Genomic DNA, 22243 nt, shown 5'->3' on the forward strand with positions numbered 1-22243 from the left:
TCGGGTCCGGGGGACGGTGCGGGCGGCGCGGCCCGGGGGCGCGCCCGGCCGGGTCAGATGACGACGCCGCCGTCCACCTGGACGATCTGGCCGGTGATGTAGGAGGCCCGGTCGGAGGCCAGGAACGAGACCAGGTCGGCGACGTCCTCGGCGCTGCCCAGGCGGCGCAGGGGGACCTTGGCGAGGGCGCTGTCGCGCACCTTCTCGCTGAGGCCCCGGGTCATGTCGGTCTCGATGAAGCCGGGCGCGACGGCGTTGACGCGGATGCCGTAGCGGGCGACCTCCTTGGCCATGGCCTTGCTGAGGCCGTTGATCCCGGCCTTGGCCGCGGAGTAGTTGCCCTGGCCGGCGTTGCCGTGGATCCCCATGACGGAGGAGATGTTGACGACGCAGCCGCGCCGGTTCTTGATGAAGTCGAAGACGGTGCTGCGGCAGAGGTTGAACGTGCCGGTGAGGTTGGTGTCGATGACCGCGCTCCAGTCGGCGGCGTCCATCACCGCCACGGGGGCGTCGCGGAGGATGCCCGCCGAGTTGACGAGGAGCTCGGGGTCGCCGAGGGCGGCCTTGGCGCCGGCGACGAAGCCCTGGACCGCCTCCAGGTCGGCGACGTCGCACGCGGCGCTGTAGCAGGCGGCGCCGGCCGCGCGGATCTTCTCGGCCGTGCTCGCGGCGGCCTCGCCGGCGCTGCGGTAGCAGAACGCGATGTCGTAGCCGTCGTCGGCGAGGCGCAGGGCGACGGCCCGGCCGATGCCCCGGGATCCTCCGGTCACGATCGCCACTGGTCTGTCCGTCATGTCGGGTCCTTCCGTTTCTCTGGTGGTGCGGGGGTGTGCCAAGGGGGTGGCCCCGTGCGCCCGGCCGAGGGGCGCGCGGGACCCGGGTGGTCTCAGGAGGGCCGTGCGCGGTCCGGTCCGGGGGCCGCCGGGACCGCGGCCTCCCCGGCGGCCGGAGGCCCGGCACCGGTCCGGGACGGGACCGGCTCCGCGCCGCGGGCGGCGGTCGCCAGGGCTACCTCCTCGGTGATCGCCCCGATCACCGCGTCGCGGGCGCGGTTCAGGTAGAAGTGGGAGCCGGGGAAGCACCGGAGCCCCTGGAAGCGCGGGGCCGCGCCGGCCCAGCCCCGCACCAGCTCCGGCCCCGCCACGGGGTCCGACTCCCCGGCGAACACGGTCACCGGGACCGGTTGCGGGCCGGGAGGGCCTGCCGCCCGCCAGCTGCGCACGAGGGCCAGGTCCGCGCGCATGCGCGGCTCGAACAGGGCCCACAGGGCGTCGTCCGCCAGCACCTCGGCGGGCATGCCGCTCAGACCGCCGACCCGGGCGCGCAGCTCGTCGGAGGACAGCCGGCGGGGGTCGTCGTCGGCCCCCGGGCCGGGCGCCGGATAGCCGGACATCCCCAGCCAGGCGGCCTCGGCCGTGCCCGAACCGGCCAGCTCCCGGACCAGCTCGTACCCGACGGCCGCGCCCATGCTGTGCCCGAACACCCCGAAGGGGACGTCCGTCAGCGGCGCCACGGCCCCGGCCAGCCGGTCGACCAGCGGTCCCATCCCGGCCGCGAACGGCTCGTGGAGCAGCCTGCCCCGGCCGGGGGCCTCGACCGCGCACACGTCCCAGCCCTCGGGGAAGCGGCGGCCCCACCCCCGGAAGGCGGTGTGCGCACCGCCGGCGTGGTGCAGCAGGAACAGCCGGAACTCCGGCGACCCGACCCGGCGGGTGCGGACCAGCGGGGAGGCGTGCGTGGTGCCCTGTGCGCTCATCGGCCCGTGACCACCACGGCCCGGGCCCGCGCCAGGACGCGCTCGCCGCCGCACAGGGCGGTGAGCACGACCCGGACGCGGGAGCCGTCCAGGACGGCGTCGACGCGGCCGGAGACCGCCAGTTCCACGCCCTCCCCGGGCGGTACGACCACCGGGCGCGCGAACCGGGTCTCGAACTCGGCGACCTGCGCCGAGGGGCCGAACCACCCGGTGACGGCGGTCGCGGCGAGGCCCATGGTGAGCATCCCGTGGGCGATGACCCCGGGAAGGCCCAGGGCCCCGGCCGCGCGTTCGTCGTAGTGGATGGGGTTGAAGTCGCCCGAGGCGCCCGCGTAGCGGACCAGGTCGGCGCGGGTGAGGGCGAAGCGCCGCTCGGGGAGCCGCGCGCCGGGTGCGTGCGACACGTCGGGGAGGGGTGCGGTGGGGGTGGTCATGGGGTGTCCGCCCAGGTGATCAGGGTGGTGGTGGCGGTGCACACGTCCTCGCCCCCGGCCGTGCGGATGTCGCTGCGCAGCGCCACCAGGTCGTTGGCGCCCAGGGTCTCCACCCGGGTGACGCGGACCTCGACGGTGAGCACGTCTCCGGGGCGGACGGGGCGGGTGTGCCGGAAGGACTGGTCGCGGTGGATGACCCGGGAGAAGTCGAAGCCCAGCTCCGGGTCGAGCACCGCCGCCTCCTGCGCCTTCATGGCGAGGACGATGGGGAAGGTCGGCGGGGCGTCGTCGCCCCCGGGCGCCCCGACGGCCGCGCGGAACTCGCGGATCTTCTCCCGGCCCACCTCGTAGGTGTCCGGGGACCGGTAGACCCGGCCGACCAGTGCGCTGTTCAGTCCCATGGCGTGCCTCCTCTCGCGTGGTGGTGTCCGGTTCCCGCGGACCGGGGCGGGACCGCCGTGCCGGCCGGGGCCGCTCTCCGGTGCCGGGTCCCCTCGGGGCGCATCAGGCGCCACCCCCCTCGCGCAGGACCAGCGCGCCGATGTTGCCGTCGTGGCCCACGGCGGTGACCAGGGCCAGGCGCGGACGGTCGGCCGGGTCGCCGCGCCACGCCGCGAGCAGCCCCGCGACCTGCATGGCGCCGGCCGTGCTGTAGCACTGGCCCACGGCCCGCGTCACGTCGCGGACGGGCGGGAGGCCGCCCAGGGCCAGGGAGATCCCCCGGCGTTCGGCGCGCTCCACGCCCACCAGGCCGGTGGACCCGGGGGAGACCTCCGTGACGTCCCCGGGGGCGACGCCGCTGCGGTCCAGGGCGCGGCGCACGTGCTCGGCGACGGCCACGGCCCGGTCCCCGCGCGAGGCGGGGTGGAAGCCCACCTCCACGCCCAGCACCTCGGCGGCGATCCCCGCGCCGCCGGCGCGCGCCGCCTCGGAGGTGGTGACCACGAACGCGGCGGCCCCCTCGCCGATCGGGGTGCCCTCGGCCAGGGTCCCCGAGACGTGCCAGCCCCAGGCGAGCGGTGCGCTCAGCTCCTCCACCCCGCCGACCACGAGTCGGTCGGCGCGGCCGAGGGACAGCACCATCCGCGCGTGCCGGAACGCGTTCATGCCGGACGCCTGGCCCGCGGCGAGGGTGACGTTGGCGCCGCGCAGCCCGTTCCAGATGGCGATCTGGCCGGCGCAGCAGTTGAGTACCGTGTTCGGGAAGCGCGACGGGTTGACCAGGTAGGGGCGCTCCTGGAGGAGCGTGTCGCCCGCCAGGTCCATGAGGCTCTGGGTGCTGCCGGTGCTGGTGGTGACGACGACCCCGGTGCGGTCGGTCGCCGCCCCCGCGGGGGCGGAGGCCAGGGCCAGCTTGGCCGCGACCAGCCCGAACCCGGTCAGCCGGTCCAGGTTGCGGGTCCCCTTGCGGCCCACGTGGTCGCGCAGGCGGAACCCCTCCACCGAGCGCACCCCGAGCGGCGGGTAGTCGTCGGCGTCGTCGCCCACCGGGGCGGAGTGGCCGATGCCGCCGGAGTCGAGCACGCCGCCCAGGGACTCCAGGCCCAGCCCGGCCGCCGACACCACGCCGGCGGACGTGATCGCGAGCGGGACGGCGGCGGGGAGCGCGGGCCGCTCCGCGGTGCCCGGTCCGGTCGCCAGGACGGTCATGCGGGCCTCCCGAGGATGGTGATGACGTTGTTGCCGCCGAAGGCGAAACCGTGGTTCTGGACGATCCGGGGGGCGGCGTCGCGCCCGCGCCCCGGGACCACGTCCAGGTCCGGCCCCAGGGCCGGGTCGACCGTGCCGACGTTCGCGGTGGGCGGTAGGAACCCGTCGTGCAGGGCCTTGCAGCACACGACCGCGCCGAACCCGCTGGCCGCGCCCATGGTGTGGCCGATCATCGACTTGATGGAGCTGATGGGCGGCACGCGTTCGCCGAACACCTCGCGCACCGCCTGTACCTCGGTGGCGTCGTTGGTGGGGGTGCCGGTGCCGTGCGCGCACACGTAGTCGACCTGGTCGGGGGTGATCCCCGCGGAGGCGTGCGCGTCCCGGATGCACGCGGCGATGCTCCCCGGGTCCGGGTGGACCATGTGCTTGGCGTCGCAGTTGACCCCGTAGCCCAGGATCTCCGCGTAGACGCGGGCCCCTCGCGCCACCGCGGAGTCCAGCGGTTCCAGGAGCAGGGAGACCCCGCCCTCGCCGGTGATGATGCCCGCGCGGTCCTTGTCGAAGGGCCGGCACACGTCGGGGGCGAGGGCGCCCAGGGCGTGGAACCCGGCGTGCGTGAAGCGGTTCACCGCGTCGGCGCCGCCCGCGAACATCAGGTCGGCCTCGCCGGTGCGCACCAGGTCGAACGCGTGGCCCAGGGCGTAGTTGCTGGCCGAGCACGCGGTCGGGACGGTCAGGGTGTCCCCGCCCAGGCCCAGCTCGGCGCCGACCGCCGCGGAGATCTGGCTGGCCGGGGCCTGCGCGACCACGCGGGACGAGAACTCCTTCATCCGCCCCGACACCCACTGCTCCCCGAGCACGGAGGACACGGTGGCCTCGCCGCTGGTCGTCCCCATGATCACGCCCGAACGGCCGTGCGACACCGCCTCCGGTTCCAGGCCCGAGTCCTCCAGGGCGAGCCGGGACGCGGCCGCGGCCAGCTGGCCGCTGCGGCCCCACCGGTCGGGGTCGATCCGGCGGAGGATCTCGCGGGGCGCGAAGCCGCGGACCTCGCCCGCCATCCGGTAGGGGAACCCGGAGGCGTCGAACGAGGTGATCTCGGCCGTGCCGTTGCGGCCCCCGCGGATGGCCGCCGCGAACGCGTCGGCGCCGATGCCGACGCTGCTCACCGCCCCGAGGCCGGTGATGACGACGCGTCTGGTCTCAGGCACGGGCCACCTCGCCGTACTCCCGGACGGCGGCGGCGAGCAGCTCGAAGTTGAGGAGCTGCGGCAGGTCGGTCTTGGGAATGACCACGCCCACCTCCTTCTCGATGCGCGCCACGACGGTGATCAGGGAGAGGGAGTCGCCCTCGTAGTCCTCCACGAAGTGCCCGGTGGGGGTGAGTTCTCCGTCCTCCAGTTCCAGTTCCTGGCTGACGATCTCGCGGAGTTTCCCGATCATCGCGCCGGATTCTTCGACGGTCGTCCTCTCGGTCATCGTGGTTCCCTTCGGATCGGAGGGCCCGCTGTTCGGGCCGGTCTTCCACCAGCTTGGCCACCGCCCGGCGGGCCGCGCAATAAGACTGCGCCTTTGTACCTCCCGTATTCATCGAAAGTGACATGCGGTCAACTTTGATCGAAAATTGATCGGTGTTTTATTCGGCGGTGCAAGGCTGTTGTCAAAGGTCAATGAATTTGCGAGAGGTGGTGCAATGGCTTCCGTCGCGGAAATGGACATCGACATTCCGGCCGACCTCGGCTTCAGGGCGACCCTCGACCGCACGCTGGTGCACCGGAGCGCGGTCTCGGAGGTCTTCGTCACCGACCTGCGCCCGGTGTCGGAGACCGACGTCGTGGCCGCGGCCCAGCTCCCCCTGAACCACGGCTACTTCAGCGACCACGGGCGGAGCCCGGCCGTCTTCGACGTGCTCCTCCTGCTGGAGGCGGGCCGGCAGGCGGCCATCGCCGGGACCCACGCCCACATGGGCGCCAGGGCCGGCACGCAGATGATCGTGGACCGGTTCGCCATCGACACGGACCCCGCCGCGCTGCTGTGCGGCGACCGCCCCGGCGAGCTGGTGATCGACAACCGGTTCACCGTCGTCCGCCGCAGGAGGGACCGGGTCCGGGCCGGGCGCGTGGAGCAGGTGTTCCGCGTGGACGGGGTCCGGGCCGGCACCCACACCATGGACGTGCTGTTCCTGACGCCGGGCGAGTACGAGGCCGTCCGCCACGCCCAGCTGGGCGGGCCCGCGCCGCTGACGAGCGGGCAGACCGCCGCGCCGGCCGGGGTCGAGCCGCGGACCGTCGGCCGCACCAACCCCCTGAACGTGGTCCTGGGCGCCCCCGTGGCCCGCGACGGCGCGCTCACCGCCGAGGTCCGGCCCCGCTGGGACAACCCGTCCCTCTTCGACCACCCCTACGACCACCTGCCGGCGGCCGTCCTCACCGAGGCGGCCCGCCAGCTGGCGCTGGCCGTGCCCGTCCCCGGCGGCGCCGGGACCCCGGGGGCCCGGCGCGTCACGGGCGTCCGCGCCGGCTTCACCGGCTTCGCGGAGCTGACCTCCCCCGTGCTCGCCTCCACCCCGGCGGACGGGGCCGCGACCGGGGAGCGCCGCGTCCGCTTCGAGCAGGACGGCGCCCGGATCGCCGACACCACCCTGACCGTCACCGACACGTCCCGCCTCGGGACGGAGGAGACCCCACGATGAGCACTTCCCGCGTCACCGCGGTGTGGACCGACTTCGGCGGCGTCCTCACCCCGCCCATCGCCGAGACCATGCAGAAGTTCTGCGCGCGCACGGGCATCGACGCGCACGCCCTGCTCACGGTCATCGGCGAGGTCACCGAGGGCTTCGGCACCGACGACTACATGGAGCCGATCGACACCCCGCTCGTCACCGAGGCCGAGTGGCTGGACCGCATCGGCGTCCTTCTGCGGGAGCGGTACGGCATCGACCGCCGCATCACGACCCTGGCCGACGACTGGTTCGAGGACCGCGAGACCAACCACGCCTGGGTCGCCGAACTGGAGGCCCTGCGCTCCCGGGGCGTGTTCGTCGGGATGCTCTCCAACATGGTCCCCACCTGGGACGCCCACTGGCGCCGCATGGTGGACGCCGACGCCCTCTTCGACGACGTGGTGATGTCCTTCGAGGTCGGCGCGCGCAAGCCCCAGGCCGCGGTGTTCGACCTGGCCGCGCGGCGCGCGGGCGTCCCCCCGGAGCAGTGCCTGCTCGTGGACGACAACGAGCGCAACTGCGAGGGCGCCCTCGCGGCGGGCTGGCGGGCCATCCGCTTCGGGGACACCGCCGAGGCCGCCGCCGAGCTGGCGCGCCTGGTCGGCACGCCCGAGGACGCCGTCCGATGAGCCGCCGCGTCCTCGTCACCGGGGGCAACCGCGGCATCGGTCTGGCGGTCGCGCGCATGTTCGCCGCCCAGGGGGACGAGGTCGTCGTCACCCACCGGGACGGGTCGCCGCCCGACGGGCTCGACGGCGTGCGCTGCGACGTCCGCGACCCCGGCTCCGTCGAGGAGGCGGTCGAACGGGTCCGCCGGGACCACGGGCCCGTGGAGGTCCTCGTCTCCAACGCCGGGATCACCCGGGACGGCCTCCTCCTCGGCATGAGCGACGCCGAGTTCACGGAGGTCGTCGACACCAACCTGGTGGGCGCGCTGCGCGTCACCCGCGCGGTCCTCACCGACATGGTGCGCGCCCGGTGGGGCCGCCTCGTCTACGTCTCCTCCCTCACCGGCCTCGTCGGAGCCCCCGGCCAGGCCAACTACGCCGCGTCCAAGGCCGGGCTCATCGGCCTCGCCCACTCCGTCGCCCGAGAGGTCGGCAAGCGCGGGATCACCGCGAACGTCGTCTCCCCGGGGCTGGTGGACACCGACATGACCTCCGATCTCGCGGGCCCGCGCCGCGAGGCCCTGATCGGCCGCACGGCGGTGGGCCGCGCCGGGACCCCCGAGGAGGTCGCCGCCGCCGTGCGCTTCCTCGCCTCCGACGGGGCGGGCTACGTCACCGCGGCGAACATCCCCGTCAACGGCGGCGCCGAGGTCGGCTGACCCGGCACGCCCGCCGCGGACCGCCCCCGTACCCGGGACGGCCGCGGACCCCGACCACGGAACGGAACGACAGCCCGGCGGCCGCAGCGCCGCCGGACCGACACAGCGAAGGAAGACACCCATGTCCCAGACCGAGACCACCCTCGACATCGCCCACAAGATGGGCGACATCTTCAACGGGCTCGACGCCGAGGTCGCCCACAAGTACGTGGCCCCGGAGTTCGTCGACCACGAGGCCCCTCCCGGCACCCCCGGCGGCCCCGACGGCTACCTCGGCACCGCGAAGTGGATGAACAGCGTCTTCGCCGACGCCAGGTGGGACCGGATCGACAGCTTCGCCGACGGTGACAGGGCCGTCATCCACCTGCGCTTCACCGGCCGCCACGTCCGCGAGTTCCTGGGCATCGAGGCCACCGGCGCCGACGTCGCCTTCGAGCACATGCACATCTACCGGGTCCGGGACGGCAAGGTCGTCGAGCACTGGGGCTGCCGCCAGGACCTGTTCCTCATGCTCCAGATCGGCGCCGTCCAGCTCGACCTGCGCCCCTTCACCCCCGACGAGGAGCCCGTCTCCTCCTGACCGCCGGCGGGGACCCGGGTCCGCCCGGGTCCCCGCGCCCGCGCCCCGCACCGGGGCCGCGCCGACCACGAAGGAGGGCACGCCGTGCCCAGGATCGCCTACGTCTTCCCCGGCCAGGGGTCACAGGAGCCCGGCATGGGCGCCCCCTGGGCGCACACCCCCTCCTGGGGTCTCGTGGAGCGCGCGTCGCGGGTCAGCGGCCGGGACGTCGCCGGCCTTCTGCTCGGGGCGGACGCCGACACGCTCCGCCGCACCGACAACGCCCAGCTCGCCACGTTCGTCCTGGCCTGCGTCGCGCACGGCGAGGTACGCGACGCCCTGCCGGGGGCCGCGCCGGTCGCCGTCGCCGGGCACAGCCTCGGCGAGTACACGGCACTGGTCGCCTCGGGAGCGCTCGCCTACGACGACGGGGTGCGCCTGGTCGCCGCGCGGGGCGAGGCCATGCGCCGGGCCACCGAGCTCACCCCCGGCACCATGGGCGTGGTCCTCGGCCTGGACGTCCGCGCCGTACAGCGGATCGCCGCCGGCCTCCGCCGCGACGGCGCCCGCGTGTGGGTCGCCAACCTCAACTCGCCCCGCCAGAGCGTCCTCTCGGGAGCCCCGGAGGGCGTGGCGCTCTGCGCGGAGGCCGCCCTCGCCGAGGGGGCCGCCCGGGTCGTGGACATCCCCGTGGGCGGCGCCTTCCACAGTCCGCTGATGGAGCCCGCCCGCGCCCGACTGCGCGCGGCCCTCGCCCGGGCCGGGCTGCGCACGGCCGCCGTGCCCGTGGTCGCCAACGTGGACGCCCGCCCCCACACCCGCCCGGACCTGTGGCCCGGGCTCATGCTCGACCAGCTCACCCGCCCGGTGCGCTGGCTCGACGCGGTGCGGACCCTCACCGGGGACCTCGGCGCCGACCTCCTGGTCGAGATCGGGCCGGGGCGCGTCCTCACCGGGTTCACCCGGCGCATCAGCCCCCGCACCGGCCGCCTGTCCGTCTCCGCGCCCGACCACGTGCCCGCCCTGGCGGCGGCCGTCGGCGCGGCGCGGGAGGACGGCGCGCCGGTCCCCGCCGCCCACGGGGCGGCCTGACCCGTCCCCCGCTCCGGGCCCGCACCGCGCGGGCCCCGGAGGCACCACGAAGGAGCGCCAGTGTTCGCAGGAGCCGACAGGACCACGTCCCGCCACGGGCGGTGGGCGGCGGCCCCCGCGGCCGTCCCCGCCGGGGGCGGCGGCGCGCAGGACGCCCCGGCCGACGGCGCGGGGAGCGGGCCCGCGGCCACGGGGCGGCGCCGCCCGGACCGGGGGGCCGGTCCGGCGACCGGCGCCCCCGGCCTCCCGTGGAGCGCCGCGGCGGGCGCCGCGGCCGTCGCCCTCACCGCGGCGCTGTTCGCCGACTGGGACACCCTGGTCGGCCCCCTCGCCGGGGCGGTGACCGGCCGGGGCTTCCCCCTGCCCGGAGCCGTCACCACCCCGTGGCCGGACCTGGCGGTCCTGACCGCCGTGCTCGTCGCCGCGCTGCACCCCCTGCTGCGCCGCGGAGCCCGGACGGACACCCTTCCCGGCGCCTGGTCGGTCCCGGTGGCCGCGTTCGCCGCCGCGGGGCTGGCGGGCGCCGCCGCGGGCCTGCTGGCCGGCGGGTCCGCGGGAGGGGCCGCCGCGACGGTGTGGCACCTGCTCGCCCAGACCGGGCAGGGCGGCCTGTTCGGCCTGCTGTTCGGGGCGCCCGCGGCGGTCGCCGTCCTGGCGGCCGAACGCCTGGCCCCCGGGGCCCGGCGGGGCCCCGCCGGGGCGGGGGGACCGCGCCCCGGGGCGGCGCCGGCCGCCGGGGACCCCGGCGGGGCGCGGACCCGGGGGCGCTCCCCGTACGCCGCGCTCACCGCGGCCCTGCTCCTCCTCCCGACGGCGGTCATGGGGGCGGGCGCGTACCTGCTCGGCACGGACGTCCCCGGCGACTGCTCCCCGCTCGCCTGCGCCTCACCCGTCGACGAACTCCTGCTCAACGGCGAGGTCGGGCTGCGCCTCGTGGTCCCCGGGTGGGCGGCGGCCGTCGCCGTCGCGGCGGCCCTGCGCGCGCTCCCGCCCACCCGCGGGTGGCCCCTGTGGTCCCACCTCCTGCTCGCGGTCGGCGGGACCGGGCTCGCCGTCGTCCTGCTCTCCGGCCTGGTCGTCGGCTCCGACGTCTGACCCCGGCCCGCCCCGCACCGGCCGCCCGCACCTTCACACCCCCGAGGACAGACGATGACCGGAAGAAGTCCCGCACCCAGCAGACGCGCCTTCCTCGGAACCGCCGCGGCGGCCGGGATCGGCGGACTGGCCTGGTTCGCCGCCCGCCCGGCGACGGCCGCCCCGCCCCCTCCCGCGGCCCGCCGCGCCTACATCGGCGGGTTCACCGCCGGCGAGTACGGGCTGCCGGGGCTCCCCGGCATCGGGATCGGCAGCGTCGGCGCGGACGGCTCCCTGCGGATCGACGGCTACCACGAGGGCATCGACAACCCCTCCTACCTGGCGGCGGGTCCCCGGGGCGACGTCCTCTACGCGGTCAGCCAGACCGGCGACGGCCACGTGCACGCCTTCCGGATCGGGGACGACGGCGGGCTGGAGCCCCTCAACGCCGCGCCCACCGAGGGCGCCGCCCCCGTCCACCTGGCCGCCCACCCCGACGGCCGGTTCCTCATGACCGCCAACTACGACTCGGCGGGCGTCGCCGTCCACGCCCTGGCGGAGGACGGCTCGATCGGGGCGCTGCTGGACCTGGTCGAGCACGAGGGCTCCGGCCCCGATCCGGTGGAGCAGGCCGCCCCGCACCCGCACATGTGCCTCTTCGTGCCCGGGACCCACGACGTGATCGTCCCCGACAAGGGCAACGACCACGTGTACGTCTACTCCCTCGACCCCGGCACCGGGAGGCTCACCGAGCGGAGCCGCACCCTCGTCGCGGAGGGGGCCGGGCCCCGGCACGCCGCGCTCCACCCCTCCGGCCGCCACCTGTACGTCTCCAACGAGCTCGGGTCCACCCTGACCGCCTTCGCCTACGATCCCGTCGGCGCCGTGCTGACCCCCGGCGAGTCGGTGTCGGTGGCCGCCCCGGGCGCCGACCCGCGCAACGCGCCCTCCGGCGTGGTCGTCGACGCCGGCGGCCGGTTCGTCCTCACCGCCGACCGGGGGCTGGACACCGTGGTCTCCTACGCGGTCCGCGACGGCGGCGCCTCCCTGGACCTGGTGGAGTCCCAGCCGGTCACCACCAAGGGTCCGGGGACGCGCTGGCCCCGGGGCATCGCCCTGGACCCCTCCGGCCGCTACGTGTACGCGGCCAACCAGGCCGGGCAGTCCGTCACCGTGCACCGCGTCTCGGCCGCCGGGCGGCTCACCCCCGTGGGGGCGCCGGTCCCGGTGGCCAGCCCCTCGTGCGTCGTGCTGTCAGATCGCTGACCCGCGGTCGGCCGGGGAGAACTCCCGGTCGAACACCCTCCCGGACGTGTGCTGGCGGGCGATCCGCCGCAGCGCCGCGAGCAGGGGGTCTCCGAACACGGTCCACAGCACCAGCCGCTCGACCAGTGCGTCCTCGTCCGCGTACAGGCCCAGGACCCCTATCTCGGCGCCGGTCATCCGGTCGGCGGCGGCCGCGTAGGCCTCCACCACCACCGCGGTGTCGGCGTCGTCCAGCCAGTGGAGGGTCCTGAGCAGCTTGACCAGCGTGCGCCAGGACGCCGTGTCCTGGTCGACCGTCCACCCGTGCCGGTCGGCGACCCTCCTGGCCAGGGCCAGCGCCTCGTCGTCCGCCGGTTCGACGTCGGTGTGCGGGGCGGAGGAGGAGCCCTCCAGGGTCCGCAGGACCATGCCGAAGGTCTCGTGCGGCGTCCTGGTCCCGCCCGCCATGGCGCCCAGCAGGCCGCGCACCTGGTCCGGGTCCAGCCCGCCCACCTCCACCAGCACGCGGACCAGGCGCAGGCGGCGCAGATCCTCGGGGCTGTACCCGTGTCTCTCGGAGGGATGGGAGATCAGGCGCTCCCGCTGGTAGTACTCGACCGTGGCCACGGGCACCGAGGCCCGGTCGCTCAGCTCCGAGATGCGCACAGGTGGCTCGCTTTCCGCTCCGAGGGGCGTCGGCCCGGGACCCTGGGGGGACCGGACCGCACGCCGGGCCCTTGTGTGATTGATCGAACGCGGTCAGTGATGACACGGGGGAGGGCGGTGTCGCCGCGTCATTCCCTCGGTCCACTCAACCAGCCCGGAGAACGTCCGGACATACCACGAAAGAGGCATCGCGCCTTCAGCCGACGGAGCCGCCGTGGACGCTCCGGGTCCCGGCCGCGCCGGTGAGGATGGCGTGCTGGAGGCGGCACAGCTCCTCGGAGGGCTCCAGTCCCAACTGGTCGTGCAGGGTGTCCCGTGCCGCCCGGAAGGCGCTCAGCGCCTCGCCGCGGCGTCCGGACCGGCTCAGCGCGTCGATGAGCCGGGCGTGGAACCCCTCGTGCAGGGGGTAGACGCTCACGAGGTCCCGGAGCTCGGGCAGGACCTCGCGGTGGAGGCCCAGCCGGAGGGCGGAGTCCACGCGCAGCTCCCTGACCCGTGTGTAGGTCTCGGTCAGGCGCGCCACGTGCCCGGCCAGGACGCGGCCGGGGCGGACGTCGGACAGGACCGGGCCCCGCCACAGGGAGAGCGCCTGCTCGGCCCGGTCCACCACCTCGTCGTGGCGGTGCTCGGTCCACAGGACCTGTGCCTGGCCGACCAGCTGCTGGAAGGCGAACAGGTCCAGCTCCTCCGGCGCCAGGTCCATGCGGTACCCCGAGCCCCGGGTCAGCAGGACGCGGCGGGCCGTGTCGGCCCCGCAGGAGCGTTCCAGGGCGCCGCGCAGGTGGTAGACGTGCGTGCGGATCGTCTTGAGGGCCGTGGTCGGCGGCTCGCCGTCCCACAGCTCGTCCATCAGGGTGTCCACGCCCACGGTCTGGTTGGCGCGGACGAGGAGGAGCCCGAGGAGCCGGGCGACCTTGGGGCCCCGGCGGAGCGCCTCGCCCCCGCGGGACTCCAGCTCCAGGGGACCGAGGATCTTGAAGCGGGTCATCGCGTCTCTCCTTCTCGTTCTGGGCCCCGGCCGCGCTCCGGTCGGGCTCCCGGGGCCTCGGGACCGGGACCGCCGGCCGCCCGGGGGCGGCCCCCGCTCGCCCCCGTCCCGGTCCGGTACCGGGAAACCGTGTTCTGACCTGCGGTCACAGGGGAAATCTAGGACCGCCGACGGGCGTCCACAAGCGGATTGTCCGCAAGGTGCCAGGCCTCTACCTCGAAGGAGGTACGGGACGGGGGCGCGGGGCCGGGCGTCGAGGGGGAGGGGAGGGGCGGCGGAGGGGCGCCGCCCGGGCTCAGAAGCGCGGCTCGGCCTTCTTGCGGTGCGAGGGCAGCGCCCCGGTCTCCACCGCCTTGTTCACGGCGTCGATGCGCGAGACCGCGTCGAGCTTCTCGAAGATGTTGCGCATGTGCCGCTTGACGGTCCCCTCGGTGATGTCCAGGCTCCGGGCGATCTCCCGGTTGCTCATGGCCTCGGACACCAGCCTCAGGACCTCCACCTCGCGCGGGGTGAGCGTCGAGTCGGTCGTCGGCGGCCGGTGCCAGTTCGGGGAGGAGACGACGACCGTCGTGCGGTCGGGGTCGCGCAGCCCCCGGATGGCCGCGACCAGGGTCACCATGTCCACCGTCTTGTGCAGGTACCCGCGCACGCCGAGGGAGAGCAGGTCGCTCACGAGCGCCGAGTCGTCGTGCATGCTCAGGATGACCACGTGCGTGTCGGGCGCTTGGTTCAGCAGCTCCCGCACGGTGTGCCGGGGGTCGTGCTCCGGCATCTCCAGGTCGAGGAGGACGACGTCGGCGCGTGCGGCGACCACGGTCGGGACCAGGGAGCGGGCCGAACCCACGCTGGCGACCACCTCCAGTCCGGGCTGGGCCCGTAACAGGTCGCAGAGGGCCTCGCGCAGCAGGTGGTGGTCGTCGACCACGGCGATCCGGATCATCGTGCGGACTCCGCTCCGATCGAGGGGGTGGTGATGGGGACGAGGATCATCGTGCGGGTCCCGTCCTCGGGCGAGCTGAGGAACCGGACGCGCCCGCCCAGGGCGGTGATGCGCTCGGAGAGGGAGGTCAGGCCGGTCGAGGCGCCGTCCTCGGAGCCGCGGGCCAGCTGTGCCTCCACGTCGAACCCGGAGCCGTCGTCCGAGGCGATCGCCCGGACCTCGGTACGGTCGAGGCGCACGGCGATGTGCACCTGGGCGGCCCCCGCGTGCCGCACGGAGTTGCGCAGGCACTCGCGCAGCACGAGGAACAGCTCGTCGAGGAAGTGCGGGGGCACCCACGACTCCTCGCCGGAGAAGTCCATCCGGACCTCGGGGACCGTCAGGTCGAGGGAGTCGGCGTAGGAGCGCAGGGCGGTTTCGAGCGACCCGGCGCGCTCGCTGCGGCGCTGGTCGGAGATGAGCACGCGGAGCTGCTGGTTGAGTTCGAGGAGCGCGCCCTTGAGGGCGCGCAGGCGCCCGTGGGCCTTCGCGTCGGGCTTGTGGGCGGAGAGCAGCTCGTACAGTTCCAGCTGGCGGTTGGCCAGGCTGACGGAACTGCCGAGGCGGTCGTGCAGCTCGCGGGCGAGGAAGCGCCGGAACTCCTGGTTGGCGGCCTGCTCCTGGCTCAGGAATCGGGCGTTGGCACGGATCTGGGCGGCCTCCATGCGCAGGGTGGTCTCGTTCTGGGCGGTGACGAGCGCGGCCCGCACCCCGGCCGACGGGGCGTCGGGCGGCAGCGCGGCGGTGATCTCCTCGAAGAGGAAGCGGGCCGCCTGGCCGGTGTGGCGCGGGTGGATGGCCCAGGACTCCCCCTCCAGCTCGGCCCAGTAGGTCTCCGTCATCCGGTTGACGCGCTGGGAGGGGCGGCCGTGGTGGAGGCTCCAGGCGCTGTCGCGGATGACGGAGGCGGCCCACGCGGAGGCGTACGGCCAGGATTCCGGATCGGTCCTCAGCGGGTTGTGCTCCGCGAAGAGGCGGGTGGAGAGGCGCCCCACCAGTTCGGGGGTCCTTCTCAGAAAGGAATCGGCGTGGGAGTTCTCCGGGAAGGGCGGCAGAACGCCGTTCTCCCACTCGGGGAAGGCCGAATCCTTACCATGCATAGGATGGTCGTGTCCATTCATTGAGCGCGTCACGAGAGGACCTGTCGTGTAAGGGGACGTGAATGCGGTTCGGGGCCGCGGATCCGGGCCCCGAGGACGACCGGTGGGAAGCTGTCCGGGCACGGCCCGGCGGAGGTCCTCACGTTCCTGTGCGTTCACGCCACCCCCCGGTCAGGCGATTCCCGTCGGACCCCGCCGTGGGCAGCGCTTCCCCGGGCGCTGGTACGGAGTCCCACCCGATTTCTCCCGCGAAGGTCGTTTCTGGGAGGGTTCTGGGCGCGAATGTCCTGTTGGATCCGTTCGGGGTCCGCGCCCGCCTGGTTCGGGTTTGTGTTTCAGTAGCGTATGTGATGGCGGAGCGGGCGGAAAAGGTTCTCGTGGGCCGGTTCCGGTCAATGGCAGAAGTCGGAAGAATCGCAGGTCAGGGTACAATGTCTGACTTGTGGCTTAAGTCACTTATATCCGTGTTGCGGTGGCGCTTTCGCGAGGGGAAGGACCGGTTCGGGCGGCCTGCCGGGCCGCCCCGGGCCGCTGCGGGCGACGCCCCCTCAGCCGCGGTCGAAGGCGGGCGCGAGGGCCGCCTCGAACCGGGCCACCCAGTCGGCGGGGCCGCCCTCCACCCACGGGCAGTCGCGGACGAAGTGCTCCCACTCGTGCGCCATGGAGTCCCCGGTGAAGCCCGCGCCCTCGCGCAGACGCCGTTCGTCCAGGCCGTCGGCCGCCTCGCCCAGCTCCGCGCGCAGCAGCGGCAGGAGCAGTTCGCGGGAGAGCCTGTGGCGCTCACCCAGCAGGACGGCGTCGTACAGGTCCTTCCCCTGCGGGTAGGTGTCGGTGTACAGCCACTGCACCTTCCAGGCGAGGGAGAGCTCCGCGCTCGCCACCGGCACCTCCGCCCCGGCGACCACGGCCCGGACGGGCGGGACGGGCAGGAGCTCGTTGAACACCACGTCGACCTGCACGGTGCCCGGCGGCACCCCGTCGGCGCTCCACGGGACCACGACGCGGCGCCCCGGGGCCCTCTCGTACGTCCAGATGCCCTCGGTCCGCGCACCGCCCGCGTCGAAGGAGATCCCTTCGGCGTCCGCGCCCGCGACCGCGGCGACGAGGTCGGCGAACATGCGGTCCGCCGGTTCGCCGAACGGCGCGGTCTCGGCGGGGACCACCACGAAGTCCAGGTCGCGCGGGCGGCGGGCGGCCTCCCCCGCCCACACAGGCATGGCCATGCTGCCGCGCAGGACGAGGGAGTCGCGCCAGGGTGTGCGCGCGATCGCCCGCAGGGCGGCCTCCATCGCCCGCCGGTTCGCGTCCCACCAGCGGTCTCCGGCCGCGGGGTCGGCGAACACCGGCTCCCCGGCCCTGAGGGCGCGGTCGAACTGCTTGAGCGCGGGGTCGAACACCTCCTCCTGGGAGGCGGCCGACCCGGCGGTGTTCGGCAGGAACGTGGCGGGGAGCCGGTCGTGCACGGGGTCGCCTCCCGGCGGGACCTCCTCGCCCTCGGGGACCGGGGCGGCCCCCAGCCACCCCGCGTCCAGGGACACCGCGGTGTCGTGCACGACGAACTCGCGCTCGACCGACAGCACGCGCGGCCGCGGCCCCTCCCCCCGCTCCATCGACACGCCGGCGCCCTGGAGCGCTCGGAACAGCGTGTCCTCGAGGCGCTGCGCCTCCCGGCGGCCCACCCGCGAACACCGCTGGGTGACGAACCGCTCCTGGCGGCCGTCCTCGCGGATCCTGCGCGCGTTGCGGGACAGCCGGGCCCGGTGCGGCTCCACGACCGCGGAGAGCGCGCCGAGGTCGGCCCCCGACGGGAGCAGCAGCTTGACGTGCGTCTCGAAGTAGGTCCCTCCGGGGAGTACGGCCGCGGCCCCGCGCGTCGCGGGGACGCCGGCGTTCTCCCTGGGCACCTCGATCTTGGTGCGGACGACCGCGAACCCGGCCTCCGCCAGCCGTCCGGCCCACCGCTCGGCCAGGGCGATCGCCTCCTCCAGGGTGCCCTTGCCGTGGAACGTGACCATCGGCTGGGAGGGCGACTCCCCGCGGTCCAGCTCGATGTGCGTGAACTTGAGCCCGACCCCCTCCGCCCACCGGGCGGCCCCCGACACGTGTTCCGGGGTCGGCGCTGCCAATGTCAGGTGGGTCTCGAAGTGGCCGAAGAACTCCATCGGGTGCCTTCTCCTGTTTCGGGGCGAGGGGGCGAGGGGGCGAGGGGGCGAGGGGGCGGACGCACGGAACGTGCCGGCGGCGGGGCACCCCCGCCGACCGCGCCCGGCAGGCGCGCGAGACGGGACGCGCACCGCCCGGCGGCGGTTCCGGACGCGGGCCGTCCCGGTCCGGGGCTCAGCGCGGGGCGAGGCCCTCGAAGAGGACCCGGACCACCTCGGCCAGGCTCTCCTCGACCTTCTCGGGCGGGGCCGCGGCCTTGAGCGTGGCGAAACCGTGCAGGGCGGCGGAGACGGTCATGGCGACGGGCCAGGGGTCGCCCCCGGCGATCTCGCCGTCGGACTGGCCGTCGACGATGGGCCGCACCACCGTGTCGAGCAGCCGCTCCATGGCGGCGGACAGCTGCGCGGAGGACCGGGGGTCGTGCTTGCGCGCGTACATCAGGTCGAGCAGTGCCGCGTTGTCGATCGCGAACCCCACGTAGGTCCGGGCCAGGGCCAGTACGCGGGTCCGGACGCCGTCCTCCCCGACGGCGGCCAGGGCGTCTTCGAGGCGTCCGGTGAGTCGGTCGAACCCGGTGAGCGCCAGCGCGTCGAGGAGGGCCTGCTTGTCCTTGAAGTGGCGGCCGGGCGCGGCGTGGCTCACCCCCGCCTCGCGGGCGAGCTCGCGCAGGGACAGCGCGGACGGACCGCGTTCGGCGAGAGCGCGCTCGGCGTTGGCGATCAGTGCGGCGCGCAGGTCTCCGTGGTGGTAGGGGCGGTCGGCCATGCCGCCCAGCATAAACGGAGGTGTCGACGTCCCCCCCATTGTTGTCATTGACAACTTGTCGGGGGCTCGCCTACCGTGGCGGGATGGACACCTCACAGGTCACCATCCCCGACCTCGGCGGCCGCACCGCGATCGTCACCGGAGCCAACAGCGGCCTGGGGGTCGAGACCACGCGCATGCTGGTCGCGGCGGGGGCCCGCGTCGTCATGGCGGTGCGGGACGAGGTCAAGGGCCGGGCGGCGGCGGACAGCGTCGGCGGCGACACCGAGGTGCGCCGGCTCGACCTCGCCGACCTGGCGTCCGTGCGGGAGTTCGCCGACCGCTGGGAGGGCGACCTCCACCTCCTGATCAACAACGCGGGCATCATGGCGGTCGCGCAGGGGACCACCAGGGACGGCTTCGAACTCCAGTTCGGCACCAACCACCTCGGCCACTTCGCGCTCACGAACCTCCTCCTGGAGCACATCACCGGCCGGGTCGTCACCCTCTCCTCGGGGCTGCACCGCAGTGCGCCGGGCATCGACTTCGACGACGTCAACCTGGAGCGCGGCTACACCCCCTACCGGGCCTACAACCAGTCCAAGCTCGCGAACCTGCTGTTCACGCTGGAGCTACAGCGCCGCTTGGAGGACGCCGGCTCCCCGGTGCTGTCCACGGCCGCCCACCCCGGCTACGCGGCGACCGGCCTCCAGAGCCACGGCGCCAACCCGGTCTCCCGAGCCCTCCTGCTCCTTGGCAACCGGGTCCTCGCCCAGAGCCCCGCCCACGGCGCGCTGCCCACGATCTTCGCCGCCACCCAGGACGTGCCGGGCGCTGCCTTCGCCGGCCCCAAGGCCATGGGCGGGTTGCGCGGCGCCCCCGCGCTCTCCAGCCGGAGCGAGGCCGCCTGGGACGGGCGCGCCGCCAAGCGTCTCTGGGCGCTGTCGGAGGAGCTGACCGGGGTCGCGTTCCCGCTCCGGCCGAAGGACCGCGGCTGAGCGGACCGCCCGGAACACGGGGACCGGCCCCGGGCACGGAGGGTCCCGCCGAACCCGGCGGGACCCTCCGTCGTCCGCAGCCCCGCTACGGGGTGAGCACCAGCTCGTCGACGGCGGCCTCCCGCACCGCCTCCTCGCTGACGACGAACGGCAGGGTCCCGCCCCCGCTCCACGGCTCCAGCTGGTCGTCGTAGTGGGGGTGGAAGGCGTGGCCGGAGTTCCCGGTGAGGTGGATCCACGTGGACGCGTCCCGGTCGGACAGGTCCACCACCATCCGCATCGACGGCACCGCGGTGATCCCGTAGCCCTCGGCGTCGTTCCAGCCGGTGGCGTTCACGATGCCGGAGCCGCCGGAGCTCTCCACCGGGCCCCGGTTGAACAGCCACTCGACCGGTCCGATCCCGGACGTGCCGAACGACTCGTGGGTCGCCGTGAGGGTGTGCAGGTCGCCCCAGCGCCAGTCGGCGGGCTCGTCGCCCAGCAGCTCCGTCAGCTCCGCCGCGGCGGCGTCCATCGCGGCGGCCAGCACCTCGTCGCGCCCGCTCGCCTCCGTGCCCCGCCACCAGTCCGAGTCGGGGTCGTCGAGCAGGCCGCCCACCACGTACATCCCGCGCGAGTTCCCGCTCATCGCGTACGGCTCCAGCTCGTCGAACAGCAGGGGGAGCAGGTGCCGCCAGGTGGCCTGGTAGAACGCGGCCCCGGCCGAGTCCGTGTCGGTGAACAGGTCCCAGTCGCGCAGCTGCTCCTGGGCCCGGGCGGCGACGCCGTCCACCTCGGCCTCCAGCAGGTGCGGGACGACGTCGACGGCCCCGCCGTGGTAGGAGTCCATGTGGATGTCCGACATGTCCTGGCCGTCGACCGGTCCGTCCGCGAGGGCCGCGTCCAGCAGGTCGTTGATCCGCTGGGAGCGGTAGCCGTAGTCCCAGTCGTCGGTGAGCATGTGCTCGTAGTCGGCGTCCACACCCGACTGGTTCGCGGTGACGATGACGCCCGACTCGGGGTTGTACACGCTCGGCAGCTCGTCGAAGGGGATGTAGTCCTCCCAGTCGTAGTCGGAGTCCCACCCGGGGGCGGGGTAGCGGCCGTCGCCCCTGCCGCGGACCGGCACCGCGCCGGGCGCCTGGTAGCCGATGTTGCCCTCGTTGTCGGCGTAGACGAGGTTCTGCGCGGGGACGTCGAACTGGCTCGCGGCCTCACGGAAGCCGTCCCAGTCGCGGGCCCGGTTGAGGGTGAAGATCGCCTCCGCCGTGGTGCCCGGGCTCAGCGCGGTCCACTGGAGGGAGACCGCGTACTCGCCGCCGTCCGCGCCCTCCGGCCCGGCGTCCTCCGCGACGGCGGCCAGCCCCTCGCCCACGGCGGTGTCGGACATCAGCGGGCCGTGGTGGGTGGAGCGGACGACGATGTCGACGTCGTCGCCTCCGGCGACCCGGATGGTCTCCTCCCGGGTCTCCAGCGGCAGGGTCTCGCCGTCGACCACGTAGCCGTCGCCGTCGATCTCCTCGACGAACAGGTCCATGACGTCGGGGTTGAGGTTGGTGAACCCCCACGCGATCGACTCGTTCTGCCCGATCACCACGCCGGGCAGCCCGGAGAAGCTGAACCCGCTGACGTCGAACGGGCAGGCGTCGGTGATCTCGGTGCAGTGCAGCCCGATCTGGTACCAGGTGGACGGCATCGACGCGCCCAGGTGGGGGTCGTTGGCCAGGAGCGGGAGGCCGCTCTCGGTGTGCTCGCCGCCGACGACCCACGAGTTGGAGCCCAGGTCGGGGCTGGTGCTGGGGCCGAGCATGCGCGGCAGCGACGCGGCGGCGTCCGCCACCCCGGACAGGGCCGGGACGACGCCCTCGGGGAGTTCGGGGGCGCGGCGCTCGTCGCCCTCCGGCGGACCGTCCCCGGACCCGCCCTCCTCGCCCGGGACGATGTGCTCGCCGGTGTCCGTGATGGGCTCGTGCTCCTCGAACGGGTAGGCCGGGTAGAGGTCCTCGACCTGCTCCTCGGTCAGCCCGGCGTCGAGGAGCTGGGCGCGCTCGGTCTCCTCCTGCATGTTGCCGCCCAGGTCCCAGGCCATGGCCTTGAGCCAGGCGAGGCTGTCGACGGGGCTCCACTCCTCGATGCCGTGCCCCCCGTTGAGCACGGCCAGGAGGCCGTACTCCAGGCTCGCCGCCGCGCCGTCGTGCCCGTCCAGCCACGCGTTGACGCCGTCCGCGTAGGAGTCGAGGTAGCCCCGCGTCTCGGGGGTCAGGAGCTCGTACTCCTGCTCGGCGACGTGCCGCCAGCCCATGGTGCGCAGGTAGACGTCGGTGTCCACCTGGTCGGGGCCGAACAGCTCGGCGGTGCGCCCCGCCGTGACGTGGCGGCGGAAGTCCATCTCCCAGAACCGGTCCTGGGCGTGGGTGAACCCCTGTGCCATGAAGAGGTCGCGGGTGTTGTCGGCGTAGACGTGCGCGACGCCGTTGCCGTCGCGCAGCACGGTGACCTGTGACTCCAGCCCCGGGAGGGCGAGTTCGCCCGAGGTCTCGGGGAAGGATCTCCGGACGGTCCAGACCCCGAGGAGCGCGGCGACGAGCACCAGGGCCGTCACGGTCGCCAGAAAGCCCAGAAGTACACGAACAAGCACACGCTTACGCATTACACCCATGGCGGAACCCTAGAGTGCCCGAGGTCACAGTCTCTAGTGGTCGGCATGTGTGGGCCCAAGTCGTTACCAACTGGTACGCCCGGGTCGGCGGCCCCGCCGGCGCGG

Annotated in this window: 22 protein-coding genes; 8 read left to right on the forward strand and 14 right to left on the reverse strand. The window is 74.6% G+C overall.

All coding sequences use genetic code 11. The features are described from left to right. Positions 1 to 53: 53 nt before the first annotated feature. The 7 genes from fabG (OUQ99_RS02875) to OUQ99_RS02905 form a co-directional block, all read right to left on the reverse strand. Complete coding sequence (gene fabG, locus OUQ99_RS02875; protein ID WP_267947865.1) at positions 54 to 794, reverse strand: 3-oxoacyl-[acyl-carrier-protein] reductase; 741 nt, start codon at positions 792 to 794, stop codon at positions 54 to 56. Positions 795 to 886: 92 nt separating this feature from the next. After that, complete coding sequence (locus tag OUQ99_RS02880) at positions 887 to 1756, reverse strand: thioesterase II family protein (RefSeq protein WP_267947866.1); 870 nt, start codon at positions 1754 to 1756, stop codon at positions 887 to 889. Further along, positions 1753 to 2190, reverse strand: a complete 438-nt coding sequence (locus tag OUQ99_RS02885) for a MaoC/PaaZ C-terminal domain-containing protein (RefSeq protein WP_267947867.1) — start codon at positions 2188 to 2190, stop codon at positions 1753 to 1755. Before OUQ99_RS02885 ends, OUQ99_RS02880 begins: the two co-directional genes overlap by 4 nt. Next, positions 2187 to 2591, reverse strand: coding sequence for an FAS1-like dehydratase domain-containing protein (locus OUQ99_RS02890; protein WP_267947868.1), 405 nt, complete (start codon positions 2589 to 2591; stop codon positions 2187 to 2189). The genes OUQ99_RS02885 and OUQ99_RS02890 overlap by 4 nt, the downstream gene beginning before the upstream one ends. A gap of 103 nt (positions 2592 to 2694) precedes the next feature. Beyond that, positions 2695 to 3840: a beta-ketoacyl synthase N-terminal-like domain-containing protein gene (locus tag OUQ99_RS02895; protein ID WP_267947869.1), complete on the reverse strand. Its 1146-nt coding sequence runs from the start codon at positions 3838 to 3840 to the stop codon at positions 2695 to 2697. After that, the gene (locus OUQ99_RS02900; RefSeq protein WP_267947870.1) at positions 3837 to 5054 is read right to left on the reverse strand and encodes a beta-ketoacyl-[acyl-carrier-protein] synthase family protein; all 1218 of its coding nucleotides are present in this window, start codon (positions 5052 to 5054) and stop codon (positions 3837 to 3839) included. Before OUQ99_RS02900 ends, OUQ99_RS02895 begins: the two co-directional genes overlap by 4 nt. Further along, on the reverse strand, positions 5047 to 5322 hold the full coding sequence (locus OUQ99_RS02905; RefSeq protein ID WP_267947871.1) for an acyl carrier protein: 276 nt from the start codon (positions 5320 to 5322) through the stop codon (positions 5047 to 5049). Before OUQ99_RS02905 ends, OUQ99_RS02900 begins: the two co-directional genes overlap by 8 nt. Before the next feature lie 214 nt (positions 5323 to 5536). Here OUQ99_RS02905 and OUQ99_RS02910 point away from each other — a divergent pair, with 214 nt between their 5' ends. The 7 genes from OUQ99_RS02910 to OUQ99_RS02940 all read left to right on the forward strand — a co-directional run bounded on the left by OUQ99_RS02910 (position 5537) and on the right by OUQ99_RS02940 (position 11883). Next, a complete protein-coding gene (locus OUQ99_RS02910) occupies positions 5537 to 6535 on the forward strand; it encodes an AfsA-related hotdog domain-containing protein (RefSeq protein WP_267947872.1) in 999 nt (332 codons plus the stop codon). Continuing rightward, a complete protein-coding gene (locus OUQ99_RS02915) occupies positions 6532 to 7194 on the forward strand; it encodes an HAD family hydrolase (RefSeq protein ID WP_267947873.1) in 663 nt (220 codons plus the stop codon). The genes OUQ99_RS02910 and OUQ99_RS02915 overlap by 4 nt, the downstream gene beginning before the upstream one ends. Next, positions 7191 to 7892 carry a 3-oxoacyl-ACP reductase FabG gene (fabG, locus tag OUQ99_RS02920; protein WP_267947874.1) on the forward strand — a complete coding sequence of 234 codons (702 nt, stop codon included), beginning with the start codon at positions 7191 to 7193 and terminating at the stop codon, positions 7890 to 7892. Before OUQ99_RS02915 ends, fabG (OUQ99_RS02920) begins: the two co-directional genes overlap by 4 nt. A 121-nt stretch (positions 7893 to 8013) precedes the next feature. Next, positions 8014 to 8472 (forward strand): ester cyclase, encoded by a 459-nt coding sequence (locus OUQ99_RS02925; protein WP_267947875.1) that lies wholly within the window; start codon positions 8014 to 8016, stop codon positions 8470 to 8472. Positions 8473 to 8556: 84 nt separating this feature from the next. Beyond that, complete coding sequence (locus OUQ99_RS02930) at positions 8557 to 9543, forward strand: ACP S-malonyltransferase (protein ID WP_267947876.1); 987 nt, start codon at positions 8557 to 8559, stop codon at positions 9541 to 9543. A 60-nt stretch (positions 9544 to 9603) separates the two neighbouring features. After that, complete coding sequence (locus tag OUQ99_RS02935; RefSeq protein ID WP_267947877.1) at positions 9604 to 10638, forward strand: hypothetical protein; 1035 nt, start codon at positions 9604 to 9606, stop codon at positions 10636 to 10638. Between the two features lie 54 nt (positions 10639 to 10692). Next, entirely contained in the window at positions 10693 to 11883 is a 1191-nt protein-coding gene (locus OUQ99_RS02940; RefSeq protein ID WP_267947878.1) for a lactonase family protein, read from the forward strand. On the opposite strand, the gene OUQ99_RS02945 is transcribed toward OUQ99_RS02940, so the two are convergent. From OUQ99_RS02945 to OUQ99_RS02970, 6 genes are all read right to left on the reverse strand, one after another. Beyond that, positions 11872 to 12528 (reverse strand): MerR family transcriptional regulator, encoded by a 657-nt coding sequence (locus tag OUQ99_RS02945; protein WP_267947879.1) that lies wholly within the window; start codon positions 12526 to 12528, stop codon positions 11872 to 11874. The genes OUQ99_RS02940 and OUQ99_RS02945 overlap by 12 nt on opposite strands. Positions 12529 to 12724: 196 nt before the next feature. After that, complete coding sequence (locus OUQ99_RS02950) at positions 12725 to 13516, reverse strand: AfsR/SARP family transcriptional regulator (RefSeq protein WP_267947880.1); 792 nt, start codon at positions 13514 to 13516, stop codon at positions 12725 to 12727. A gap of 295 nt (positions 13517 to 13811) precedes the next feature. Further along, entirely contained in the window at positions 13812 to 14456 is a 645-nt protein-coding gene (locus OUQ99_RS02955; RefSeq protein ID WP_267947881.1) for a response regulator transcription factor, read from the reverse strand. Then, positions 14453 to 15595 (reverse strand): sensor histidine kinase, encoded by a 1143-nt coding sequence (locus OUQ99_RS02960; protein WP_267947882.1) that lies wholly within the window; start codon positions 15593 to 15595, stop codon positions 14453 to 14455. Before OUQ99_RS02960 ends, OUQ99_RS02955 begins: the two co-directional genes overlap by 4 nt. 548 nt (positions 15596 to 16143) lie before the next feature. Then, positions 16144 to 17757 (reverse strand): nucleotidyl transferase AbiEii/AbiGii toxin family protein, encoded by a 1614-nt coding sequence (locus OUQ99_RS02965; RefSeq protein WP_267947883.1) that lies wholly within the window; start codon positions 17755 to 17757, stop codon positions 16144 to 16146. A gap of 175 nt (positions 17758 to 17932) precedes the next feature. Then, complete coding sequence (locus OUQ99_RS02970; RefSeq protein WP_267947884.1) at positions 17933 to 18523, reverse strand: TetR/AcrR family transcriptional regulator; 591 nt, start codon at positions 18521 to 18523, stop codon at positions 17933 to 17935. 83 nt (positions 18524 to 18606) lie between these two features. Between OUQ99_RS02970 and OUQ99_RS02975 the strand changes: the two genes are divergently transcribed. Then, positions 18607 to 19500 (forward strand): oxidoreductase, encoded by an 894-nt coding sequence (locus OUQ99_RS02975; protein ID WP_267947885.1) that lies wholly within the window; start codon positions 18607 to 18609, stop codon positions 19498 to 19500. An 85-nt stretch (positions 19501 to 19585) separates the two neighbouring features. On the opposite strand, the gene OUQ99_RS02980 is transcribed toward OUQ99_RS02975, so the two are convergent. Beyond that, positions 19586 to 22129 (reverse strand): penicillin acylase family protein, encoded by a 2544-nt coding sequence (locus OUQ99_RS02980; RefSeq protein ID WP_267950227.1) that lies wholly within the window; start codon positions 22127 to 22129, stop codon positions 19586 to 19588. Positions 22130 to 22243: the final 114 nt, after the last annotated feature.

Source organism: Streptomonospora nanhaiensis (assembly GCF_026642255.1).
Classification (GTDB): Bacteria; Actinomycetota; Actinomycetes; order Streptosporangiales; family Streptosporangiaceae; genus Nocardiopsis; species Nocardiopsis tropica.